The organism is Pseudomonas sp. S1_E05 (assembly GCF_056337105.1).
On record NZ_JBFRHM010000001.1, the window covers coordinates 4,459,758 to 4,477,174 of the forward strand.

Annotated in this window: 15 protein-coding genes; 11 read left to right on the forward strand and 4 right to left on the reverse strand. The window is 61.6% G+C overall.

What is annotated here, in order from left to right; all coding sequences use genetic code 11:
* Nucleotides 1–42: 42 nt before the first annotated feature.
* Entirely contained in the window at nt 43–2,955 is a 2,913-nt protein-coding gene (locus AB4N33_RS20505) for an aminotransferase (RefSeq protein ID WP_476458131.1), read from the reverse strand.
* 176 nt (nt 2,956–3,131) lie between these two features.
* Here AB4N33_RS20505 and rfbB point away from each other — a divergent pair, with 176 nt between their 5' ends.
* Genes rfbB through AB4N33_RS20540 form a run of 7 tightly spaced genes read left to right on the forward strand, consistent with a single transcriptional unit; the run spans nt 3,132 to nt 10,214 of the window.
* Nucleotides 3,132–4,214: a dTDP-glucose 4,6-dehydratase gene (gene rfbB, locus AB4N33_RS20510; RefSeq protein ID WP_476458132.1), complete on the forward strand. Its 1,083-nt coding sequence runs from the start codon at nt 3,132–3,134 to the stop codon at nt 4,212–4,214.
* Nucleotides 4,211–5,086 (forward strand): glucose-1-phosphate thymidylyltransferase RfbA, encoded by an 876-nt coding sequence (gene rfbA / locus AB4N33_RS20515; protein WP_460140507.1) that lies wholly within the window; start codon nt 4,211–4,213, stop codon nt 5,084–5,086. The genes rfbB and rfbA overlap by 4 nt, the downstream gene beginning before the upstream one ends.
* Nucleotides 5,083–5,628: a dTDP-4-dehydrorhamnose 3,5-epimerase gene (gene rfbC / locus AB4N33_RS20520; RefSeq protein WP_476458133.1), complete on the forward strand. Its 546-nt coding sequence runs from the start codon at nt 5,083–5,085 to the stop codon at nt 5,626–5,628. Before rfbA ends, rfbC begins: the two co-directional genes overlap by 4 nt.
* The gene (gene rfbD, locus AB4N33_RS20525; protein ID WP_476458134.1) at nt 5,625–6,494 is read left to right on the forward strand and encodes a dTDP-4-dehydrorhamnose reductase; all 870 of its coding nucleotides are present in this window, start codon (nt 5,625–5,627) and stop codon (nt 6,492–6,494) included. Before rfbC ends, rfbD begins: the two co-directional genes overlap by 4 nt.
* 36 nt (nt 6,495–6,530) lie before the next feature.
* Nucleotides 6,531–8,339, forward strand: a complete 1,809-nt coding sequence (locus AB4N33_RS20530; RefSeq protein WP_476458135.1) for a sensor histidine kinase — start codon at nt 6,531–6,533, stop codon at nt 8,337–8,339.
* Entirely contained in the window at nt 8,336–9,730 is a 1,395-nt protein-coding gene (locus AB4N33_RS20535) for a sigma-54-dependent transcriptional regulator (protein WP_476458136.1), read from the forward strand. The genes AB4N33_RS20530 and AB4N33_RS20535 overlap by 4 nt, the downstream gene beginning before the upstream one ends.
* A gap of 28 nt (nt 9,731–9,758) precedes the next feature.
* Nucleotides 9,759–10,214, forward strand: coding sequence for a YiiD C-terminal domain-containing protein (locus tag AB4N33_RS20540; protein ID WP_476458137.1), 456 nt, complete (start codon nt 9,759–9,761; stop codon nt 10,212–10,214).
* Between the two features lie 110 nt (nt 10,215–10,324).
* Here AB4N33_RS20540 and cysQ read toward each other — a convergent pair whose 3' ends face one another.
* Together cysQ and nudE are read right to left on the reverse strand one after the other, a co-directional pair.
* Complete coding sequence (gene cysQ / locus AB4N33_RS20545) at nt 10,325–11,152, reverse strand: 3'(2'),5'-bisphosphate nucleotidase CysQ (protein ID WP_476458138.1); 828 nt, start codon at nt 11,150–11,152, stop codon at nt 10,325–10,327.
* Nucleotides 11,149–11,715, reverse strand: coding sequence for an ADP compounds hydrolase NudE (nudE, locus tag AB4N33_RS20550; protein WP_460119048.1), 567 nt, complete (start codon nt 11,713–11,715; stop codon nt 11,149–11,151). Before nudE ends, cysQ begins: the two co-directional genes overlap by 4 nt.
* A 90-nt stretch (nt 11,716–11,805) precedes the next feature.
* On the opposite strand from nudE, the gene yrfG reads away from it, so the two are divergent.
* Nucleotides 11,806–12,468, forward strand: a complete 663-nt coding sequence (gene yrfG, locus AB4N33_RS20555; RefSeq protein ID WP_460119049.1) for a GMP/IMP nucleotidase — start codon at nt 11,806–11,808, stop codon at nt 12,466–12,468.
* Nucleotides 12,469–12,561: 93 nt separating this feature from the next.
* On the opposite strand, the gene lysM is transcribed toward yrfG, so the two are convergent.
* Nucleotides 12,562–13,011, reverse strand: a complete 450-nt coding sequence (gene lysM, locus AB4N33_RS20560) for a peptidoglycan-binding protein LysM (protein WP_476458139.1) — start codon at nt 13,009–13,011, stop codon at nt 12,562–12,564.
* 137 nt (nt 13,012–13,148) lie between these two features.
* On the opposite strand from lysM, the gene AB4N33_RS20565 reads away from it, so the two are divergent.
* The 3 genes from AB4N33_RS20565 to AB4N33_RS20575 all read left to right on the forward strand — a co-directional run bounded on the left by AB4N33_RS20565 (nt 13,149) and on the right by AB4N33_RS20575 (nt 17,315).
* A complete protein-coding gene (locus AB4N33_RS20565) occupies nt 13,149–14,036 on the forward strand; it encodes a LysR family transcriptional regulator (RefSeq protein WP_460119052.1) in 888 nt (295 codons plus the stop codon).
* 94 nt (nt 14,037–14,130) lie between these two features.
* The gene (gene fdhD, locus AB4N33_RS20570; RefSeq protein ID WP_476458140.1) at nt 14,131–14,970 is read left to right on the forward strand and encodes a formate dehydrogenase accessory sulfurtransferase FdhD; all 840 of its coding nucleotides are present in this window, start codon (nt 14,131–14,133) and stop codon (nt 14,968–14,970) included.
* Entirely contained in the window at nt 14,967–17,315 is a 2,349-nt protein-coding gene (locus tag AB4N33_RS20575) for an FdhF/YdeP family oxidoreductase (protein ID WP_476458141.1), read from the forward strand. The genes fdhD and AB4N33_RS20575 overlap by 4 nt, the downstream gene beginning before the upstream one ends.
* Nucleotides 17,316–17,417: the final 102 nt, after the last annotated feature.

The following is a 17,417-nucleotide window of genomic DNA, read 5'->3' on the forward strand; positions in this document are numbered from 1 at the left end:
TTGCCCGCTCCCACAGGGTCTGTGCGAATCCAGAAAAATTGGTTACAGCCCCTCCCCTAATACCTTCGAAAGCATGTCCACGAAGAAATCCACACTCCGACGCGAAGTCACCATCGGTGGCTTGATCTTGAGCACGTTCAGGTAATCCCCGGTCGGCTGCATGAAGATTCCCAGTTCGCGCAGGCGGTCGCACAACGCCGTGGTTTCTTCGGTGGCCGGCTCCAGGGTCTCGCGGTTGCGGATCAACTCCACGCCCAGGTAAAAACCGGAACCATGCACCGCGCCCACCAACGGATGGATATCGATCAGTGCTTCAAGTCGCTCCTTGAAGTAGCCACCGACAACCTGCGCGTTTTCCCAGAGCCTTTCTTCTTCCATGACATCCAGCACGGCCATACCGACTTGGCAGCTCACCGGACTGCCGCCAGCCGACGAGAAGAAGTAGCCCTCGGCCTCCAGCGCTTCGGCGATTTCCCGGCGGGTGATCACCGCACCCAGCGGCTGACCGTTGCCCATGCCCTTGGCCATGGTGATGATGTCCGGCACCACGCCCTGTTCTTCAAAGCCCCAGAAGAAATGGCCCATGCGCCCGTAACCGACCTGCACTTCATCGGCGATGCACACACCGCCCTGGGCGCGGACCAGGCTGTAGACTTGTTTGAGGTAATCCTTCGGCAGCGAAATGCCGCCGGCATTGCCATACACCGGTTCGCAAATGAAACCGGCCAGAGGGCGGCCTTGCGCGGCGATTTTCGCCAGGTTGTGTTCGACGCTGCGCACATAATCGGGGGCGCTGTCGGGGCCGCGGAATTCACCGCGATAGGTGTTCGGCGCTGGCACCGGATGCACCCAGTCGGGACGGCTGCTCAGGGCCTTGGGGTTGTCGGCGATCGAGGTCGAGACCGCATCCGCGCCCACCGTCCAGCCGTGGTAGGCCTCGAGCACGCTGATGATGTCGCGCCCCCCGCTGTAGGCCCACGCCAGACGGATTGCCAGGTCATTGGCCTCACTGCCGCTGTTGACCAGGAACACCCGGTCCATGGAGTCCGGCGACAGCTTCAACAGACGTTCGGAAAACTCCGCCACCGCCGCATAGTTGAAACGCGAGTTGGTGTTGAGCAGCGACCACTGGCGGGCCGCCACCGCGGCCATGCGTGGATGGCCATGACCGAGCACCGCAACGTTGTTGAGCATGTCGAGGTAAGAGCGGCCCTGCATGTCGATGAGGTGATTGCGCCAACCGCGCTCGATGCGTGGCGGATCGACATAATAGTGCTTTTGCGTGCGAGCGAAGCTGGCATCGCGGCGCGCCAGCAGGGTTTGCGCATCGAGTTCTGCCGGGGCATCGCAGGCCAGTCCCAACAGCGCGGCCGGAGATGGGCACAACGCCTGCCAGGCTGGCGCTCGGGTCGGCGTACAAAACAACGGCGCATCGAGTGAAGTACCTCGGCACAACTGCACCCGCAATGGCCCGCTGACGGTGCCCAATACCTGGCCTTTGACCAGCGCCGCTCCACTGTGGAGCGACGGTGTCACGCCCCACAGGCGCACGCTCAGTTGAGGACCATCGAGCTGCAGCACACCGGACGCTGGTTGGTGAACCATCCCGGCAAAAGGCGATTCAACGGCGGTGCCGTGGGGCACACGCAACTCGACATGCAACGGGTAAGTATCCGGCTCGTTGGCGCTGTCCGGTCGCGTGCGGGACAACCGATACTGCCCGTAGTGGCTGGCCGCCAGACCGTGAGCGGCGGCCGCTTCGTCCAGCAGGCGCTGATCGATACCGTCCTGCTCCCAATTGCCGGCCTCGAAATGCGGGCTCAGGACACCCAGGTCGATCAAGGCAAATTCACGCCCGACCAGGCTGGGCAGCAACGGCGCAAAATTTTCGCTGCCGATCTCCGGCAGGCGCAGCCCCACGGACGTGAGGATGGCGGCTTCCATCAACGCCATGGGCAGCGAGGTGGCGACACGGAAAATTTCCCATTCGTGGGTCAGGTTGTCACGACTGTATTGATTGCCGGGATCAATACTGACCTGCTGTTCACCGCTGAGCACCAGCACGGCAGACCGCGCAACGATTAACGGCCACAGGGCCAGCAATTCTTCCTGTTGCAGCGGATTGACCGCGTGATAGGCCTGGATCGCCGGCAGGATGTAGAAAGGGTCGCCATTGGCGTGGTGCAGCAGCGCCGCGCAGGTTACCGACAAGTCGGTGATGCGCCAGGTGCGGATCAGGTCGCCGAAGTCGATCACGCCCTGCAATTGCCACTGGCGTTGCGCATCACGCTGCCAGACCACATTGTCATCGGTGATGTCCATGTGGATGGCCTGTACCGGCAACTCGTCGACCAGTGGCCGCAAGGCCTGATCTGCCTGCCCGGCAGCTTGCGCGATCAAGGCGCGTTGCCCATCGTCCTTGATCACCGGCAGCAAGTGCGCGATCAACGCATTGGCGTGGCGGGCGTCCCATTGCAGGGTGCGCTCCAGGCCGGCATGACTGAAATTGGCCAGTGCCAGATCCATTTCACCGCAGAGCCGACCGAAGCCGGCCACCACTGACTTCGGCAAATGGTCCAGCGCCGTGAGCGGCTGCCCCTCGATGTACTCGAGCAAACGCACATGCACCGCTTGCCCTGCGATCTCAAGCGAGAGCAGATCGGCGCCGGTCCGCGACGCCATCACCCGCGGCACCTGCAGCTGTGAGTGCTCAGCCAGATGCTTGAGCCCGGCGTGCTGGGCTTGCAGTTCAAGCGACGAATAGTCGCCCCGGCAAATTTTCAGGACAAAACGCCCTTCGGCGCTGTCGACGCGAAAGTTAAGGTCCTGCTGGCTGCCAAGAGACTGCAAGCGACCGCTCAGCCCGTAATGCCCCTCGAGCAGCTCTAGCGCTTGCGCCGCAGACACCTGCGGGCTGGGCAAACTGGCGCGATGAATCAACGTGGCGAGCGGCATGGAACGACCCCTGAAATGTTATTAGGCGCTTATATCGCCACTGCGCCGGCCGATAATCAACCCCCATAGCAGGACCAAAACTCAAATAGCTTTCACAACGCTATTGCACCTCTGGCCTGCTGCCGACAAGCTATGCTCATGTGCTTCAACGCTCTTACAGATAAAGGCTGGCCTACATGCGTATTCTCATCACCGGCGGTGCCGGTTTCATTGGCTCTGCCCTGGTTCGACACCTCATTCGTAACACCGAGCACGAAGTGCTCAATCTCGACAAATTGACTTACGCCGGCAACCTGGAATCGCTCACCAGCATTGCCACCGACACCCGCTACGAATTCGTCCAGGCCGACATCTGCGATCAGCCGACCGTGAGCGCGGTGCTGGCACGCTTCCAGCCGCATGCGATCATGCACCTGGCGGCCGAATCCCACGTCGACCGCTCCATCGACGGTCCGTCGGATTTCATCCAGACCAACATCGTCGGCACCTATAGCCTGCTGGAGGCCACTCGCGCTTACTGGAACGCCCTGGCCGAGCCTGAAAAAAGCGCCTTCCGCTTCCACCATATTTCCACCGATGAAGTGTACGGAGACCTGCACGGCGTCGATGACCTGTTCACCGAAACCACGCCTTACGCACCCAGCTCGCCGTATTCCGCCAGCAAGGCAGCGTCCGACCATCTGGTCCGCGCCTGGCAGCGCACCTATGGCCTGCCGGTTTTGCTGACCAACTGCTCGAACAACTACGGGCCGTTCCACTTCCCCGAAAAGCTGATCCCGCTGGTGATTCTCAACGCCCTGGCGGGCAAGCCACTGCCTGTCTATGGCAACGGCCTGCAGATTCGCGACTGGCTGTTTGTCGAAGACCACGCCCGAGCCCTGTTCAAGGTGGTAACCGAAGGCATGGTCGGCGAGACCTACAACATCGGCGGCCACAACGAGCAGAAGAACATAGACGTGGTGCGCGGCATCTGTGCCTTGCTTGAGGAGCTGGCGCCCCATAAACCCGAAGGCGTGGCGAACTTCGCCGATCTGATCACGTTCGTCCAGGATCGCCCTGGCCATGACGTGCGCTACGCCATCGATGCCGGCAAGATTGAACGCGAACTCGGCTGGGTGCCCGAAGAAACGTTCGAGACCGGCCTGCGCAAAACCGTCCAGTGGTACCTGGAAAACCTCGAGTGGTGCCGCCGCGTTCAGGACGGCAGCTACCAGGGCGAACGACTGGGCGCCATCAATACCAAGGAGTTGATCGCATGATGAAGGGAATTGTGTTGGCCGGTGGTTCGGGCACGCGTTTGCACCCGATCACGCTGGGCGTGTCAAAACAACTGCTGCCGATCTACGACAAGCCGATGATCTACTACCCGATCTCGGTGCTGATGCTGGCCGGCATCAAGGAAATACTGCTGATTTCCACCCCCCAGGATCTGCCGCAATACCGCAACCTGCTGGGTGACGGCAGCCAGTTCGGCGTGCATTTCAGCTACGCCGAGCAGCCCTCGCCGGATGGCCTGGCCCAAGCCTTCCTGATCGGTGAAGAGTTCATTGGCGACGATCCGGTGTGCCTGATCCTCGGCGATAACATTTTCCATGGCCAGCACTTCGGCGACCAATTGAAACAAGCCGTGAAGCGTGAGTCCGGTGCCACAGTCTTCGGCTATTGGGTCAAGGATCCCGAGCGTTTCGGTGTGATCGATTTCGACGACGAGGGTCGTGCTCTCTCGATCGAGGAAAAACCCAAGGCGCCGAAGTCCAGCTATGCGGTGACCGGCCTCTATTTCTACGACAACGATGTGATCGAGATCGCCAAGGCCGTGAAGCCCTCTCCTCGTGGTGAACTGGAAATCACCGACGTCAACAATGCGTACTTGCAACGCGGCGACCTGCAGGTCGAGCGCTTCGGCCGCGGCTTCGCCTGGCTGGATACGGGCACCCATGACAGCCTGCTCGATGCCTCGCAATACGTGCAGACCATCGAGCACCGTCAAGGGCTGAAAGTCGCCTGTCTTGAAGAAATCGCCTACGAAAATGGCTGGATCAGCCGCGATTGCCTGCTGGCGCGCGCCAGCTATTTCGGCAAGACCGGATACGGTCAGTACCTCTTCAAACTGGCAGAGGCGAGCAAATGAATGTGATTGAAACCGCCCTGCCCGGCGTGTTGATCATGGAGCCTAAGGTTTTCGGTGATGAGCGCGGTTTTTTTTACGAGAGTTTCAACGCCAAGGCATTCGAGGAAGCGACCGGGCTCAAGCGCCAGTTCGTTCAGGACAACCATTCACGGTCGCTCAAAGGCGTGCTGCGTGGCCTGCACTACCAACTGGAAAACACCCAGGGCAAGCTGGTTCGGGTAACGGTCGGTGAAGTGCTCGACGTCGCGGTGGACGTACGTCGCAGCTCACCGAACTTCGGCAGGTGGGAGGCGGTGCGTCTATCTGCGCAAAACGCCCGCCAGCTGTGGGTACCGGAAGGTTTTGCCCATGGGTTCGTGGTGCTGAGTGATGTCGCCGAGTTCCTTTACAAAACCACGGACTATTACAACCCGTCGGCCGAGCGTTGCATCCGCTGGGACGACCCGACACTCGCCATCGATTGGCAGTTGACCGAAGCGCCGCAATTGTCAGCCAAAGACCAGCTCGGCAAAACCTTGCAGGAGGTCGACCTGTTTCCATGAGAATTCTTATCAGCGGTCAACATGGACAGGTTTCAACCGAGCTGCAACATCACTTGAAGACACTTGGCGAATTGGTAGTACCGGGGCGCGCCGAGTTCGATCTAACCGATCCACAGCAATTGCGTCAGCAGGTACGCCGGGTTCGTCCCGACCTGATCATCAACGCCGCGGCTTACACTGCGGTCGATCAAGCTGAAAACGAGTCGCAGGTAGCGTTCGCCATCAACGCGACGGCACCCGGCATTCTGGCCGAAGAAGCGGCGCAGCTGGGCATTGCACTGATTCACTACTCCACCGATTACGTGTTCGACGGCACCAAAAGCACGCCTTACAACGAAGACGACGCGCCGAACCCGCTGGGCGTCTATGGCCAAAGTAAACTGGCTGGCGAACAGGCCATCACGGCGGTGCAAGGCCAGCACCTGATCTTGCGCACCAGTTGGGTGTACTCCAACCATGGCCGTAACTTCCTGCTGACCATGCAGCGCCTGCTACAGGAAAAACCGGAGCTGCGCGTGGTCGCCGATCAGATCGGCGCGCCGACCTGGGCCGGCACCATCGCCCAAAGCACCCGCGCCCTGATCGAACGCTGGCAGGCGGGACAATCCGGCGCCTGGGGCACCTATCACCTGACCGCGCAGGGCGAAACGTCCTGGTTCGGTTTTGCCCAGGCCATTGGCGACGCTTTGCGCGCGCAGGGCAAGGCCTGCGCCAACCTGCTGCCGATTCCGTCCAGCGACTATCCGACCCCGGCCACCCGACCGCTGAACTCGCGCCTGGACGGCCAGCGCCTGCAACGCGAGTGGGGCGTCAGCCAACCCGACTGGCAAACCGCGCTGCGCGAGTGTCTTGCCGCACAAGCCTAGGCATAATGCGCCTGTACCCACAGGCGCTTGATGCTCATGACTCCCACCGTTCCCCGCAGACCCCGCTGGCGTAGCCTGGCCCTGCTTGCGCTGTGCCTGGCGCCCTTGCTGTGGCCGCTGGAACATCTGGCCGAGCGCTACTACCGCAGCGAATTGGCCGGGCAGAACCGCCAGACCCTCGACCTGTACGTCGCCAACCTGTTGGGCACCCTGCACCGTTATGAAGTGCTGCCGCAGATCCTCGGTGACCTGCCCGCCCTTCGCGCGGACCTGATGGCACCGAATGACGGTGTCGTTCAAGGCAATGCCAACCGGCTGTTGAAAAACATCGCCCTGCAGACCGGTGCCGAAGTCATGTACCTGATGGACACCCAGGGTAATACGATCGCCGCGTCCAACTGGGACAAACATGACAGTTTTGTCGGGCGAAATTTCGCGTTCCGACCGTATTTCAGCGAGGCCATGGCCGGGCGTCTGGGGCGATTTTTCGGCTTGGGTACCACGTCCGCCAAGCGCGGGTACTTCTTCGCCGCCGCCGTACGTGATGGTGAAAAAGTCATTGGCGTGCTGGTGACCAAGGTCGACCTGGACCACACGGAAAGCCTATGGGGCAAAACGCCCGAGCAACTGCTGGTAACCGACCATAACGGCGTGGTCATCCTGACCTCGCGTTCGGAGTGGCGCTTTCGCGCGACCCGGCCATTGACTGATGCCGAGCGTGCTGCAATCACTGCGATTCAACCCTACCCGACCCGCGAACCCAAGCCGTTGAGTCTAAGCCCAGAGGCCTGGTTGACCCAGACCCAGCAAATTGATGAAACCGGCTGGAGCGTCAGTATCCTTGCACCTCGCACGCTGATCGATCGCCCGGTACGCACGGTGGTCGCCATCGGCGGCGCCACGTTACTGGTGTTGATGCTGCTGCTGGGACTGATGATGCAACGCCGCCGGCATTATCTGGACCGGATCGCGTTCGAGGCCAAGGCCCGGCGCGAACTGGAAGGCCGTGTCGCCGAGCGCACCAGCGACCTCGAAGGCCTCAACCGCCGCCTGAAACAGGAAGTGCTGGAGCGCGAGCAGGCGCAACAGGAGCTGGTGCGCGCCCAGGATGACCTGGTCCAGGCGGGTAAGCTGTCGGCACTGGGCACCATGTCGGCGAGCATCAGCCACGAGCTCAATCAACCGTTGGCGGCCATTCGCAGCTACGCGGAAAATGCCGAGGTGCTACTCGATCATCAGCGTACCGAGGATGCGCGTGGCAATCTGAAGCTGATCAGCGAACTGACCGAGCGCATGGCTTCGATCATCGCCCATTTGCGCGCCTTTGCCCGCCGTGACCGTCACGCGCCGGAAAGCGTGGCGTTGCAACCGGCGCTGGATGATGCGCTGGCGCTGCTGGCCAAGCGCCGACGCAGCATGGAGGTCGAGCTGATTCGTGACCTGCCGGCAGCCACCCTCTGGGTCGAGGCCGGGGAAACCCGTTTGCGTCAGGTGCTCGGTAACCTGCTGGCCAACGCCCTCGACGCGCTGACGGAAAAGGGGCCGCCGCGTAAACTCTGGCTGAGTGCCCAATCCACGGCGGAGGGCGTCACCCTGACCATTCGCGACAACGGTCCGGGTTTCTGCATGGAGGCCCTGGGCCGCGCCAGCGAGCCCTTCTACACCACCAAGACGCGTACGCAAGGGTTGGGCCTGGGGCTGGCGATCTGTGAAACGCTGATGCTCGCCTTCGGTGGGGAACTGTTGTTCTCCAACCACAAGGAAGGCGGCGCACTGATTACCCTGAAACTGCGCGCAGGCGCACCGGGCGTGAGCCTGCAACCGTCCGAGGACCGAAGTGCATGACCATCGACAACCAACTGCAGGTCGTGTTGATCGACGATGATCCGCATCTGCGCCAGGCCCTGAGCCAGACCCTGGACCTGGCCGGCCTGAAAATCCTGTCGCTGGGCGAAGCCAAGGGCCTGGCCGGACAACTGGAGCGCGACTGGCCGGGAGTGGTGGTCAGCGACATCCGCATGCCGGGCATGGACGGCCTGGAGTTACTCAGTGAACTGCATGCACTCGACCCGGAGTTGCCAGTGCTGTTGATTACCGGCCACGGCGACGTACCGCTGGCGGTGCAAGCGATGCGAGCCGGAGCCTACGATTTTCTGGAAAAACCCTTTGCCAGCGACGCCTTGCTCGACAGCGTGCGCCGCGCACTGGCCTTGCGCCGCCTGGTGCTGGACAACCGCAGCCTGCGCCTGGCCCTGAGTGATCGTCATGAGCTCAGTGCCCGTCTGGTCGGGCAATCGGCGTCCATGCTGCGCTTGCGTGAACAAATCGGCGCACTGGCGGCGACCAAGGCCGACGTACTGATCCTCGGCGAAACCGGTGCCGGCAAAGAAGTCGTGGCCCGGGCGCTGCACGATCTATCGGGCCGGCGTAACGGTCCGTTCGTGGCGATCAATGCCGGTGCCCTGGCGGAGTCTGTGGTGGAAAGCGAGCTGTTCGGTCACGAACCAGGTGCTTTCACCGGCGCGCAGAAACGCCGCATCGGCAAGTTCGAATTCGCCAACGGCGGGACGTTGTTCCTCGATGAAATCGAAAGCATGAGCCTGGACGTACAGGTGAAACTGCTGCGTTTGCTGCAAGAGCGAGTGGTGGAGCGCCTCGGTGGCAATCAGTTGATCCCGTTGGACATCCGCATCATCGCCGCGACCAAGGAAGACTTGCGCCAGTCCGCCGATCAGGGCCGCTTCCGGGCCGACTTGTACTACCGCCTCAACGTCGCGCCGCTGCGAATCCCGCCGCTGCGCGAGCGCGGTGAAGATGCACTCGTACTGTTCCAGCACTTCGCCGACGAAGCCAGCGCCCGCCATGGCTTGCCGCCCCATGAATTGCAACCGGGGCAACGGGCGCTGTTGCTGCGCCACACGTGGCCTGGCAACGTGCGGGAACTGCAGAACGCCGCCGAGCGTTTTGCCCTGGGCCTGGAATTGGCGCTGGATAACCAACCGGCAGATGGTGCGCCTGGCACCCCTGTAGAGATGGTCAGTGGCGGCCTGAGCGAGCAGGTGGAGAACTTCGAGAAATCATTGATTGCCGCCGAACTGGCCCGTTCCCACAGCTCGGTACGCAGCCTGGCGGAAGCCCTGGGCATTCCGCGCAAGACCCTGCACGACAAACTGCGCAAACACGGTCTGAACTTCGCCGACAGTAGCCCGCAACATTCCACCGACGAACACGATTGAACCGCTCACGCCCAACAAGAGGCCCCGCATGAACCGCGACAGTCACGACCTGGAATCGGTCCTGCATCACGACATTCCCCTGACGCAAGCCATGGGCATCAAGGTGCTTGACTGGCACGACCAGCAACTGCGCCTGCACTTGCCGCTGGAGGCCAACGTCAATCACAAGAGCACGATGTTCGGCGGCAGCCTGTATTGCGGTGCGGTACTGGCCGGTTGGGGCTGGCTGCATTTGCGCTTGCGCGAAGAAGGAATCGAAGACGGGCACATCGTGATCCACGAAGGACAGATCAACTATCCGCTGCCGGTAACCGGTGACGCCACGGCAATCTGCCAGGCGCCGAGTGCGGCGGTGTGGAAGAAATTCCTGGCGATGTACCAGCGTTATGGACGGGCGCGGCTGACGTTGCATTCGCGGGTCGTCAACGTGAACAGCGATGACGATGCCGTGACGTTCAGCGGGCAGTACGTCCTACACCGCTGATCGTGATTCATCACCTGTAGGAGCGAGCTTGCTCGCGATGGCGGTGTGTCAGCTTGCACATGTGTCGGCTGACAGTCCGCCATCGCGAGCAAGCTCGCTCCTACAGGGCCTTAGCTACGCGCCAGCGCCAGCAACGTTTCACGCCAGGCCGCCTGCGCCGGCAGCGCCAGGAAGAATTCATTGAGCAGTGACTCACGCGCCGGATAGCTGAAGGTCGCGCCATTCAAATCCAGCACTTCACCACCGGCACCTTCGAGAACACCCTGGGCTGCCGCCGTATCCCACTGGGACGTCGGCGCCAGGCGCGGGTAACAATCCGCCGCGCCTTCGGCCAGCAGGCAGAATTTCAACGAGCTGCCAATGCTGGCCAATTCGAGATCACCCAGGCTGGCGCTCAATCCCGCCAGCAACCGTTCCTGCTCCGGGCTCGAGTGCCGACGGCTGGCGACCACGGTGAATGGCTGCCCGGGGGCCGGCGCATTACGGACCTGAATCGTTCGCGGCTCGGCACCTCGATCGCCGCGCCAGGCCCCGAGCCCCGCACCGCCGGCATAAAAGCGTCCATTGGTCGGCATCGACACCACCCCAAACACCACCCGGCCCTGCTCGATCAAGGCGATGTTGACGGTGAACTCTTCGCTGCCGGCAATGAATTCCTTGGTGCCATCCAATGGATCGACCAACCACCAGCGCTGCCAGCCGGCGCGCACGCTTTGGGAGATGTTGGCGTCCTCTTCGGAAAGCACCGGGATGCTCGGGTCGAGCGCCGTCAGCCCGGCCAGGATCAGGTGATGGGCGGCGAGGTCGGCCGCCGTGACCGGTGAATCATCGGCTTTGGCGGTCACCGCCGTACCGGTGCGCCAAAACGGCAGGATCGACTCTCCGGCCTGCAACGCGAGTTCCACCACGGGTGCCATCAATGGATGCGGGAACGTCATGGCAGGAACACTCCGCGCTGAGTCAGCAGGTCACGGGCCAGGTACAACGCCGCCAGGGCGCGACCCTCGGTGAATTTCGGGTTCTGCGCCAGCGCAGACAGCTCGCGAAGATTGATCGTCTCCACCCCCATCGGCTCAGGCTCGTCACCTTCCAGCCGTTCTTCATACAGATCCGTGGCCAACACCACCTGGATCTTCTGACTCATGTAACCGGGGGACAGCGATAACTCGGTCAGGTGCACCAATTGACGCGCGCCATAGCCAGCCTCTTCCTTGAGCTCGCGCTCCGCCGCCGCCAACACGTCTTCGCCCGGCTCGATCAAACCCTTGGGCAACGACAGCTCGTACGCATCGGTACCACCGCAATACTCTTCGACCAGCACGGCGTGCTCTGCATCGAGCATCGCCACGATCATCACTGCCCCATATCCAGCGCCCTTGCCCACCAACCGCTCATAAGTACGCTCCGCACCATTGGAAAAGCGCAGCTTGAGCTCTTCAACGCAGAACAGGCGGCTGGTGGCGACAATCTCGCGGGCGAGGACAGTGGGTTTCTGGCGCATGAAAAGCTCCTTGGCGTGAACGGGTTACTATACCCGGCCTATCCTGATTGTTGATCCCGGATATCTTTTTTACCGTTGGAGAAGTTTTTTATGTCACTGCTGCCGTGGCGCGACATCGACACCGTTCTGCTGGACATGGACGGCACGCTGTTGGACCTGCACTTCGACAACCACTTCTGGCTCGAACACCTGCCCCAGCGTTACGCCGACTTGCACGGCGTGAGTCGGGCCATGGCCGAAATGGAGTTACAACCGCTGTTCGAGCGCAATGCCGGGCAGTTGCAGTGGTATTGCCTGGACTTCTGGAGCGCCGAGCTGAAATTGCCGGTGCGCGAACTGAAACTGGAAACCGCACACCTGATCGCCCTGCGCCAGGACGCTGACACATTCCTGGCCGCCGTCAAGCACGCCGGCAAGCGTGTGGTGTTGATCACCAATGCGCACCGCGACTCGCTGTCATTGAAGCTGGAAAGAGTGGAACTGGCACCGTACTTCGAACGCCTGATCAGCTCCCACGACTATGGTTTCCCCAAGGAAAACCGGCAGTTCTGGGATGCCTTGCAGGCCGACATCGGGTTCGACCCTGCGCGCAGCCTGTTTATCGACGACACCTTGCCGATCCTGCGCAGCGCCCGGGATTATGGGGTGGCGCATCTGCTCGCGGTACGGGAGCCGGACAGCCGCAAGGGCCCCAAGGACACGGCCGAGTTTGCGGCGGTGGGGGATTATCGGGAGTTGATTGCCGGGCTTTGAGACCGAGGTGAACCCATCGCGGGCAAGCCCGCTCCTACAGGTACGGCGGTGCCCCTGTAGGAGCGGGCTTGCCCGCGATGGCGATCTTAGGGACTAATCAGGAATCCGCAACGACTGCCCCGGATAAATCTTGTTCACATCCTTGAGCATCGGCTTGTTGGCCTCGAAAATCTTCTGATACTTGTTGGCATCGCCATACACCCGCAACGAAATAGCGCTCAGGGTATCGCCCCTCTGTACCACCACGAACTTCGAGGCAACGACGACCGGCCCGGTTACCGTGATCTGGTCTTCAACACCACTGATACCTGCCACGTTGCCCAGCGCCAGGAGAATTTTTTCCTTCTCTTCCTGACTGCTCGCCTCGCCCGTGGCGATGACCTTCTCGCCTTCGACCTTCACCTGAATTTTCGACGTGTCGATCCCCGTCAGTGCATCCCTCACATGTTTGGTCAGTGCCTCACTGTTGGCTTCGGCCTTGTCCGGTGTCAGCGCTTCAAGGATTTTATCACCGGCTTCTTTCAGAAAACTGAACAGACTCATTGTGTGCTCTCCTTGGAATGTATGTGTCCAGACGTAAAAGCCTAGTCCAGCTTTGCCAAAGAAGGATCCAAACCGACCAATGACGCCACTTGTCCCCAGGCGCTAGAATCCGGGTCTACCCGCGCCCTGGAACGAAGATGGACATCAAGCAGCTGAAATTCCTCATCGCCCTCGACGAAACCCGGCACTTCGGCCAGGCCGCCGCGCGTTGCCACATCACCCAGCCGACCCTGTCCATGCGCCTGCGCAGCCTTGAGGAAGAGCTGGATCTGCCGCTGGTCAAGCGTGGTCAGCGCTTTGAAGGATTCACCGCGCCGGGCGAACGGGTGCTGGCCTGGGCGCGCACCGTACTGGCGGCGTGCGATGGCTTGCAAGCCGAGGCCGCAGCCTGTCGTGGCAACCTGGTGGGTACGTTGCGCCTCGGCGTGGTGCCGTTGTCGAGTTTCGATCCGCTGCCGCTGATGCAACGCCTGCACACCCAGCACCCGAACCTGCGCTTCGAACTGTCGTCATTGAGTTCCGAGCAGATCCTCGAACAACTGGCGAACAATCGCCTGGACCTCGGCGTGTCCTATCTGGAGCGCCTGGACGCCGAGCGTTTCGATTCACTGGCCTTCAGCGAAACCCGGATGGGGCTGCTCTACGATCAACGCTTCTTCAGCTTCGGCGAAGCGCCGCTAAGCTGGGAGTCGCTGATCGAACTGCCGCTGGGCATGCTCACCAGCGGCATGCATTTTCGCCAGTCCATCGATCACAACTTCCACAGTCGCGGCCTCAGCCCCCAGCCGCTGTTGCAGACCGATGCGGTGCATCAGTTGCTGCAGGCTGTTCACGGTGGCTTGTGCTGCGCGGTGATGCCGCTGGAAGGCGGCCTGGAAAACCTGACCGACCACTTGCGCCTGCAGCCGATTGAAAACGCGCAAACCCTCAGCCGGCTGGGGCTGATCATGCGCCGCAGCGCACCGCGCTCGGCGCTGGCGGAAGCCTGTTTCGCGCTGTATCAGAAATCACCGACCGACTCTTGATCGATGTCATCTATCGGCAGATCAGTAATAGCAATTAGACGCGACACATTGTCGCGCTTAGGCTTAACACTGACCAAACCGTTGGTGATGCCCCATGAACGCCAAGCGCCCAACCTGCGCGGCGCCAGCCCTCGAAACGCCCGCGCCCGCCGCCAGCCAGACGTACACCTACAGCGACCTTCAATACACTGAAAACGCCAGTACTGCATTGGCGGAAGAAGTCGCGCTGTCGATCGCCTACAACGGCATCAATCAGGCGGTCATGCTGGTAACCCCGACCGATCTTGAAGATTTCATCGTGGGCTTCAGCATTGGCAGCGGCATCATCGAAGACCCCTCGGACATCTACGACCTGCAACTCAGTGGCTCGGGGTCGGCGCAGTATGCGCAAGTGACCATCGCCAACCGCGCCTTCTGGAACCTCAAGCAACAGCGTCGACAACTGGCCGGCACCAGCGGTTGCGGGTTGTGTGGCGTGGAAGCAGTAGAGCAGGCGCTGCCCGACCTCAAGGTCATGCCGGGCGCGCCGTTGCCCCCGGTCGAATGGCTCGAGGGCCTGCGCCAGCGCATCGGTGCCTTTCAGCCCTTGGGCCAGTACAGCGGCGCGGTGCATGCAGCCGTGTTCATGGACGCCACCGGCGAATTGCGCCTGGGACGTGAGGACATCGGCCGGCACAACGCCCTCGACAAGCTGATTGGCGGACTGATCCGCCAGAAAATCCCAACGGCAGGCGGCGTGGCCATTGTCACCAGTCGTTGCAGCCTCGAATTGATCCAGAAAGTTTTGCGCGCAGGCATTCAGACCCTGGTCAGCCTGTCATCGCCCACGGGCCTGGCCGTGCAATGGGCCCGTCGCCATAACCTCAATCTTATCCATTTGCCACAGAAGAACGCCCCACGGGTCTACAGCCCGGCGTTGGAGAGCCAAGCGTGAGTCAACACCGTCAAGCCGATCAGACCCCCGTCCCTCGCTACAAACCCTACAAAGGCCCGGCCGGTGGCTGGGGCGCGCTGATCAGCGTGACCCAGGCCTGGCTGACCAGCGACAACGCGCTGAAGAACCTGCGCATGATGCTCAAGACCAACAAGAACGGCGGTTTCGACTGCCCGGGTTGCGCCTGGGGCGATTCGTTGGAAGGCGGCATGGTGATGTTCTGCGAGAACGGCGCCAAGGCGGTGAACTGGGAAGCAACCAAGCGACGCGTGGACAGTAAGTTCTTCGCCAAACACAGCGTTACAGCTCTGTTGGAGCAAAGTGACTACTGGCTTGAGTACCAGGGGCGAATCACCGAGCCCATGAGCTACAACGCCGAAACCGACCGCTATCAGCCGATCAGCTGGGACGATGCCTTCGCGCTGATCGCCAAGCACCTGCGCGGCCTGTCCAGCCCCGATCAGGCCGAGTTTTACACCTCAGGCCGGGCCAGCAACGAAGCGGCGTTCCTCTACCAGTTGTTCGTCCGAGCTTATGGCACCAACAACTTCCCCGACTGCTCGAACATGTGCCACGAAGCCAGCGGTGTCGCGCTGTCACAGAGCGTCGGCGTCGGCAAAGGCACCGTGACCTATGATGACTTCGAGCACGCCGACGCCATTTTCGTCTGGGGCCAGAACCCCGGCACCAACCACCCGCGGATGCTTGAACCACTGCGTGAAGCGGTGAAACGCGGCGCCCAGGTGGTGTGCGTCAATCCACTGAAGGAGCGCGGCCTGGAACGCTTCCAGAACCCGCAAAAGCCGATCGAAATGCTCACCAACGGTGACAAGCCGACCAACACCGCCTACTTCCGTCCAGCACTGGGCGGCGACATGGCGTTGATGCGCGGCATGGCCAAGTTCCTCCTTCAATGGGAACGCGATGCGCAGAAGGCTGGCGCACCGGCCGTGTTCGATCACGACTTTCTCAACGAGCACAGCGTCAACGTGCTGGATTACCTGGCAGTCATCGATGACACCTCGTGGGACCAGATTGTCGAGCAGTCCGGCCTGACCTTGGTCGAGATCGAACAAGCGGCGCGCATGTACGCCAAGGGCAAGAACGTCATCATGTGCTGGGCCATGGGCATCACGCAGCATCGTCACTCGGTGGCCACCATCCAGGAAATCGCCAACCTGATGCTGTTGCGCGGCAACATCGGCAGGCCGGGCGCCGGCCTGTGCCCGGTGCGTGGCCACAGCAACGTGCAGGGTGACCGCACGATGGGCATCAACGAGCGACCTCCGGTGGCGTTCCTTGATGCCCTGGAACGTCGCTTCCAGTTCAAGGTCCCGCGCGAAAACGGCCACAACGTGGTCGAGGCGATTCATGCCATGGCTGAAGGCCGGGCCAAGGTCTTCATCGGTCTGGGGGGTAACTTCGCCCAGGCCACCCCGGACAGCCCCCGCACGTTCAAGGCCCTGAGCAATTGCGACCTGACCGTGCAGATCAGCACCAAGCTCAATCGCAGCCATTTGGCTCACGGCAAAGACGCGCTGATCCTGCCGTGCCTGGGTCGCACCGACATCGATATCCAGTCCGAAGGCCCACAAGCGGTCACCGTGGAAGACTCCTTCAGCATGGTGCACGCTTCCAACGGCCAGTTGCAGCCGCTGTCGAACCAGATGCGCTCGGAACCGGCAATCCTGGCCGGTATCGCCGCCGCTACCCTGGGCAACCACCCGGTGGACTGGAACTGGCTGGTGGCCGACTACAGCCGTATTCGCGACCTGATCGCGGATATTCTCCCGAACTTCAAGGGCTTCAACGAGAAGATCAAGAACAAGGGCGGTTTCTATCTGGGCAACACAGCCGGTGCGCGCAAGTGGGCCACCGCCTCGGGTCGGGCCAACTTCCGCGCCAATGTGCTGCCACAGGATCTGGTACACGAACGCACCCGCGCTACGGGTGTGATGCCAGACCTGATCATGCAATCGATGCGCTCCCACGATCAGTACAACACTACGATCTACGGTCTCAACGACCGTTATCGCGGGGTAAAAGGTCAGCGTGATGTGCTGTTCGTCAACGAGGCAGACATCATTCGACTGGGCTTCAAACCTGGACAGAAAGCCGACATCGTCTCGCTCTGGGATGATGGCCGCGAACGTCGGGTCAAAGGGTTTACCTTGCTGGCGTTCGACATCCCCGCAGGGCAAGCGGCCGCGTACTATCCGGAAGTGAACCCCCTGGTGCCACTGGAAAGCATTGGCGATGGCAGCCATACGCCGACGTCGAAGTTCGTGGCGATTCGCCTGGAAGCGGCGAGTGATAATGGGTTGATCATGGCCAGGTCGGCTTGATGTAGCGGCTGTACTGGCCCCATCGCTGTAGGAGCGGGCTTGCCCGCGATGGCGTCAGAATGAACAACATCAATCCCTGAACGATCACTTTCCAAACGCCCA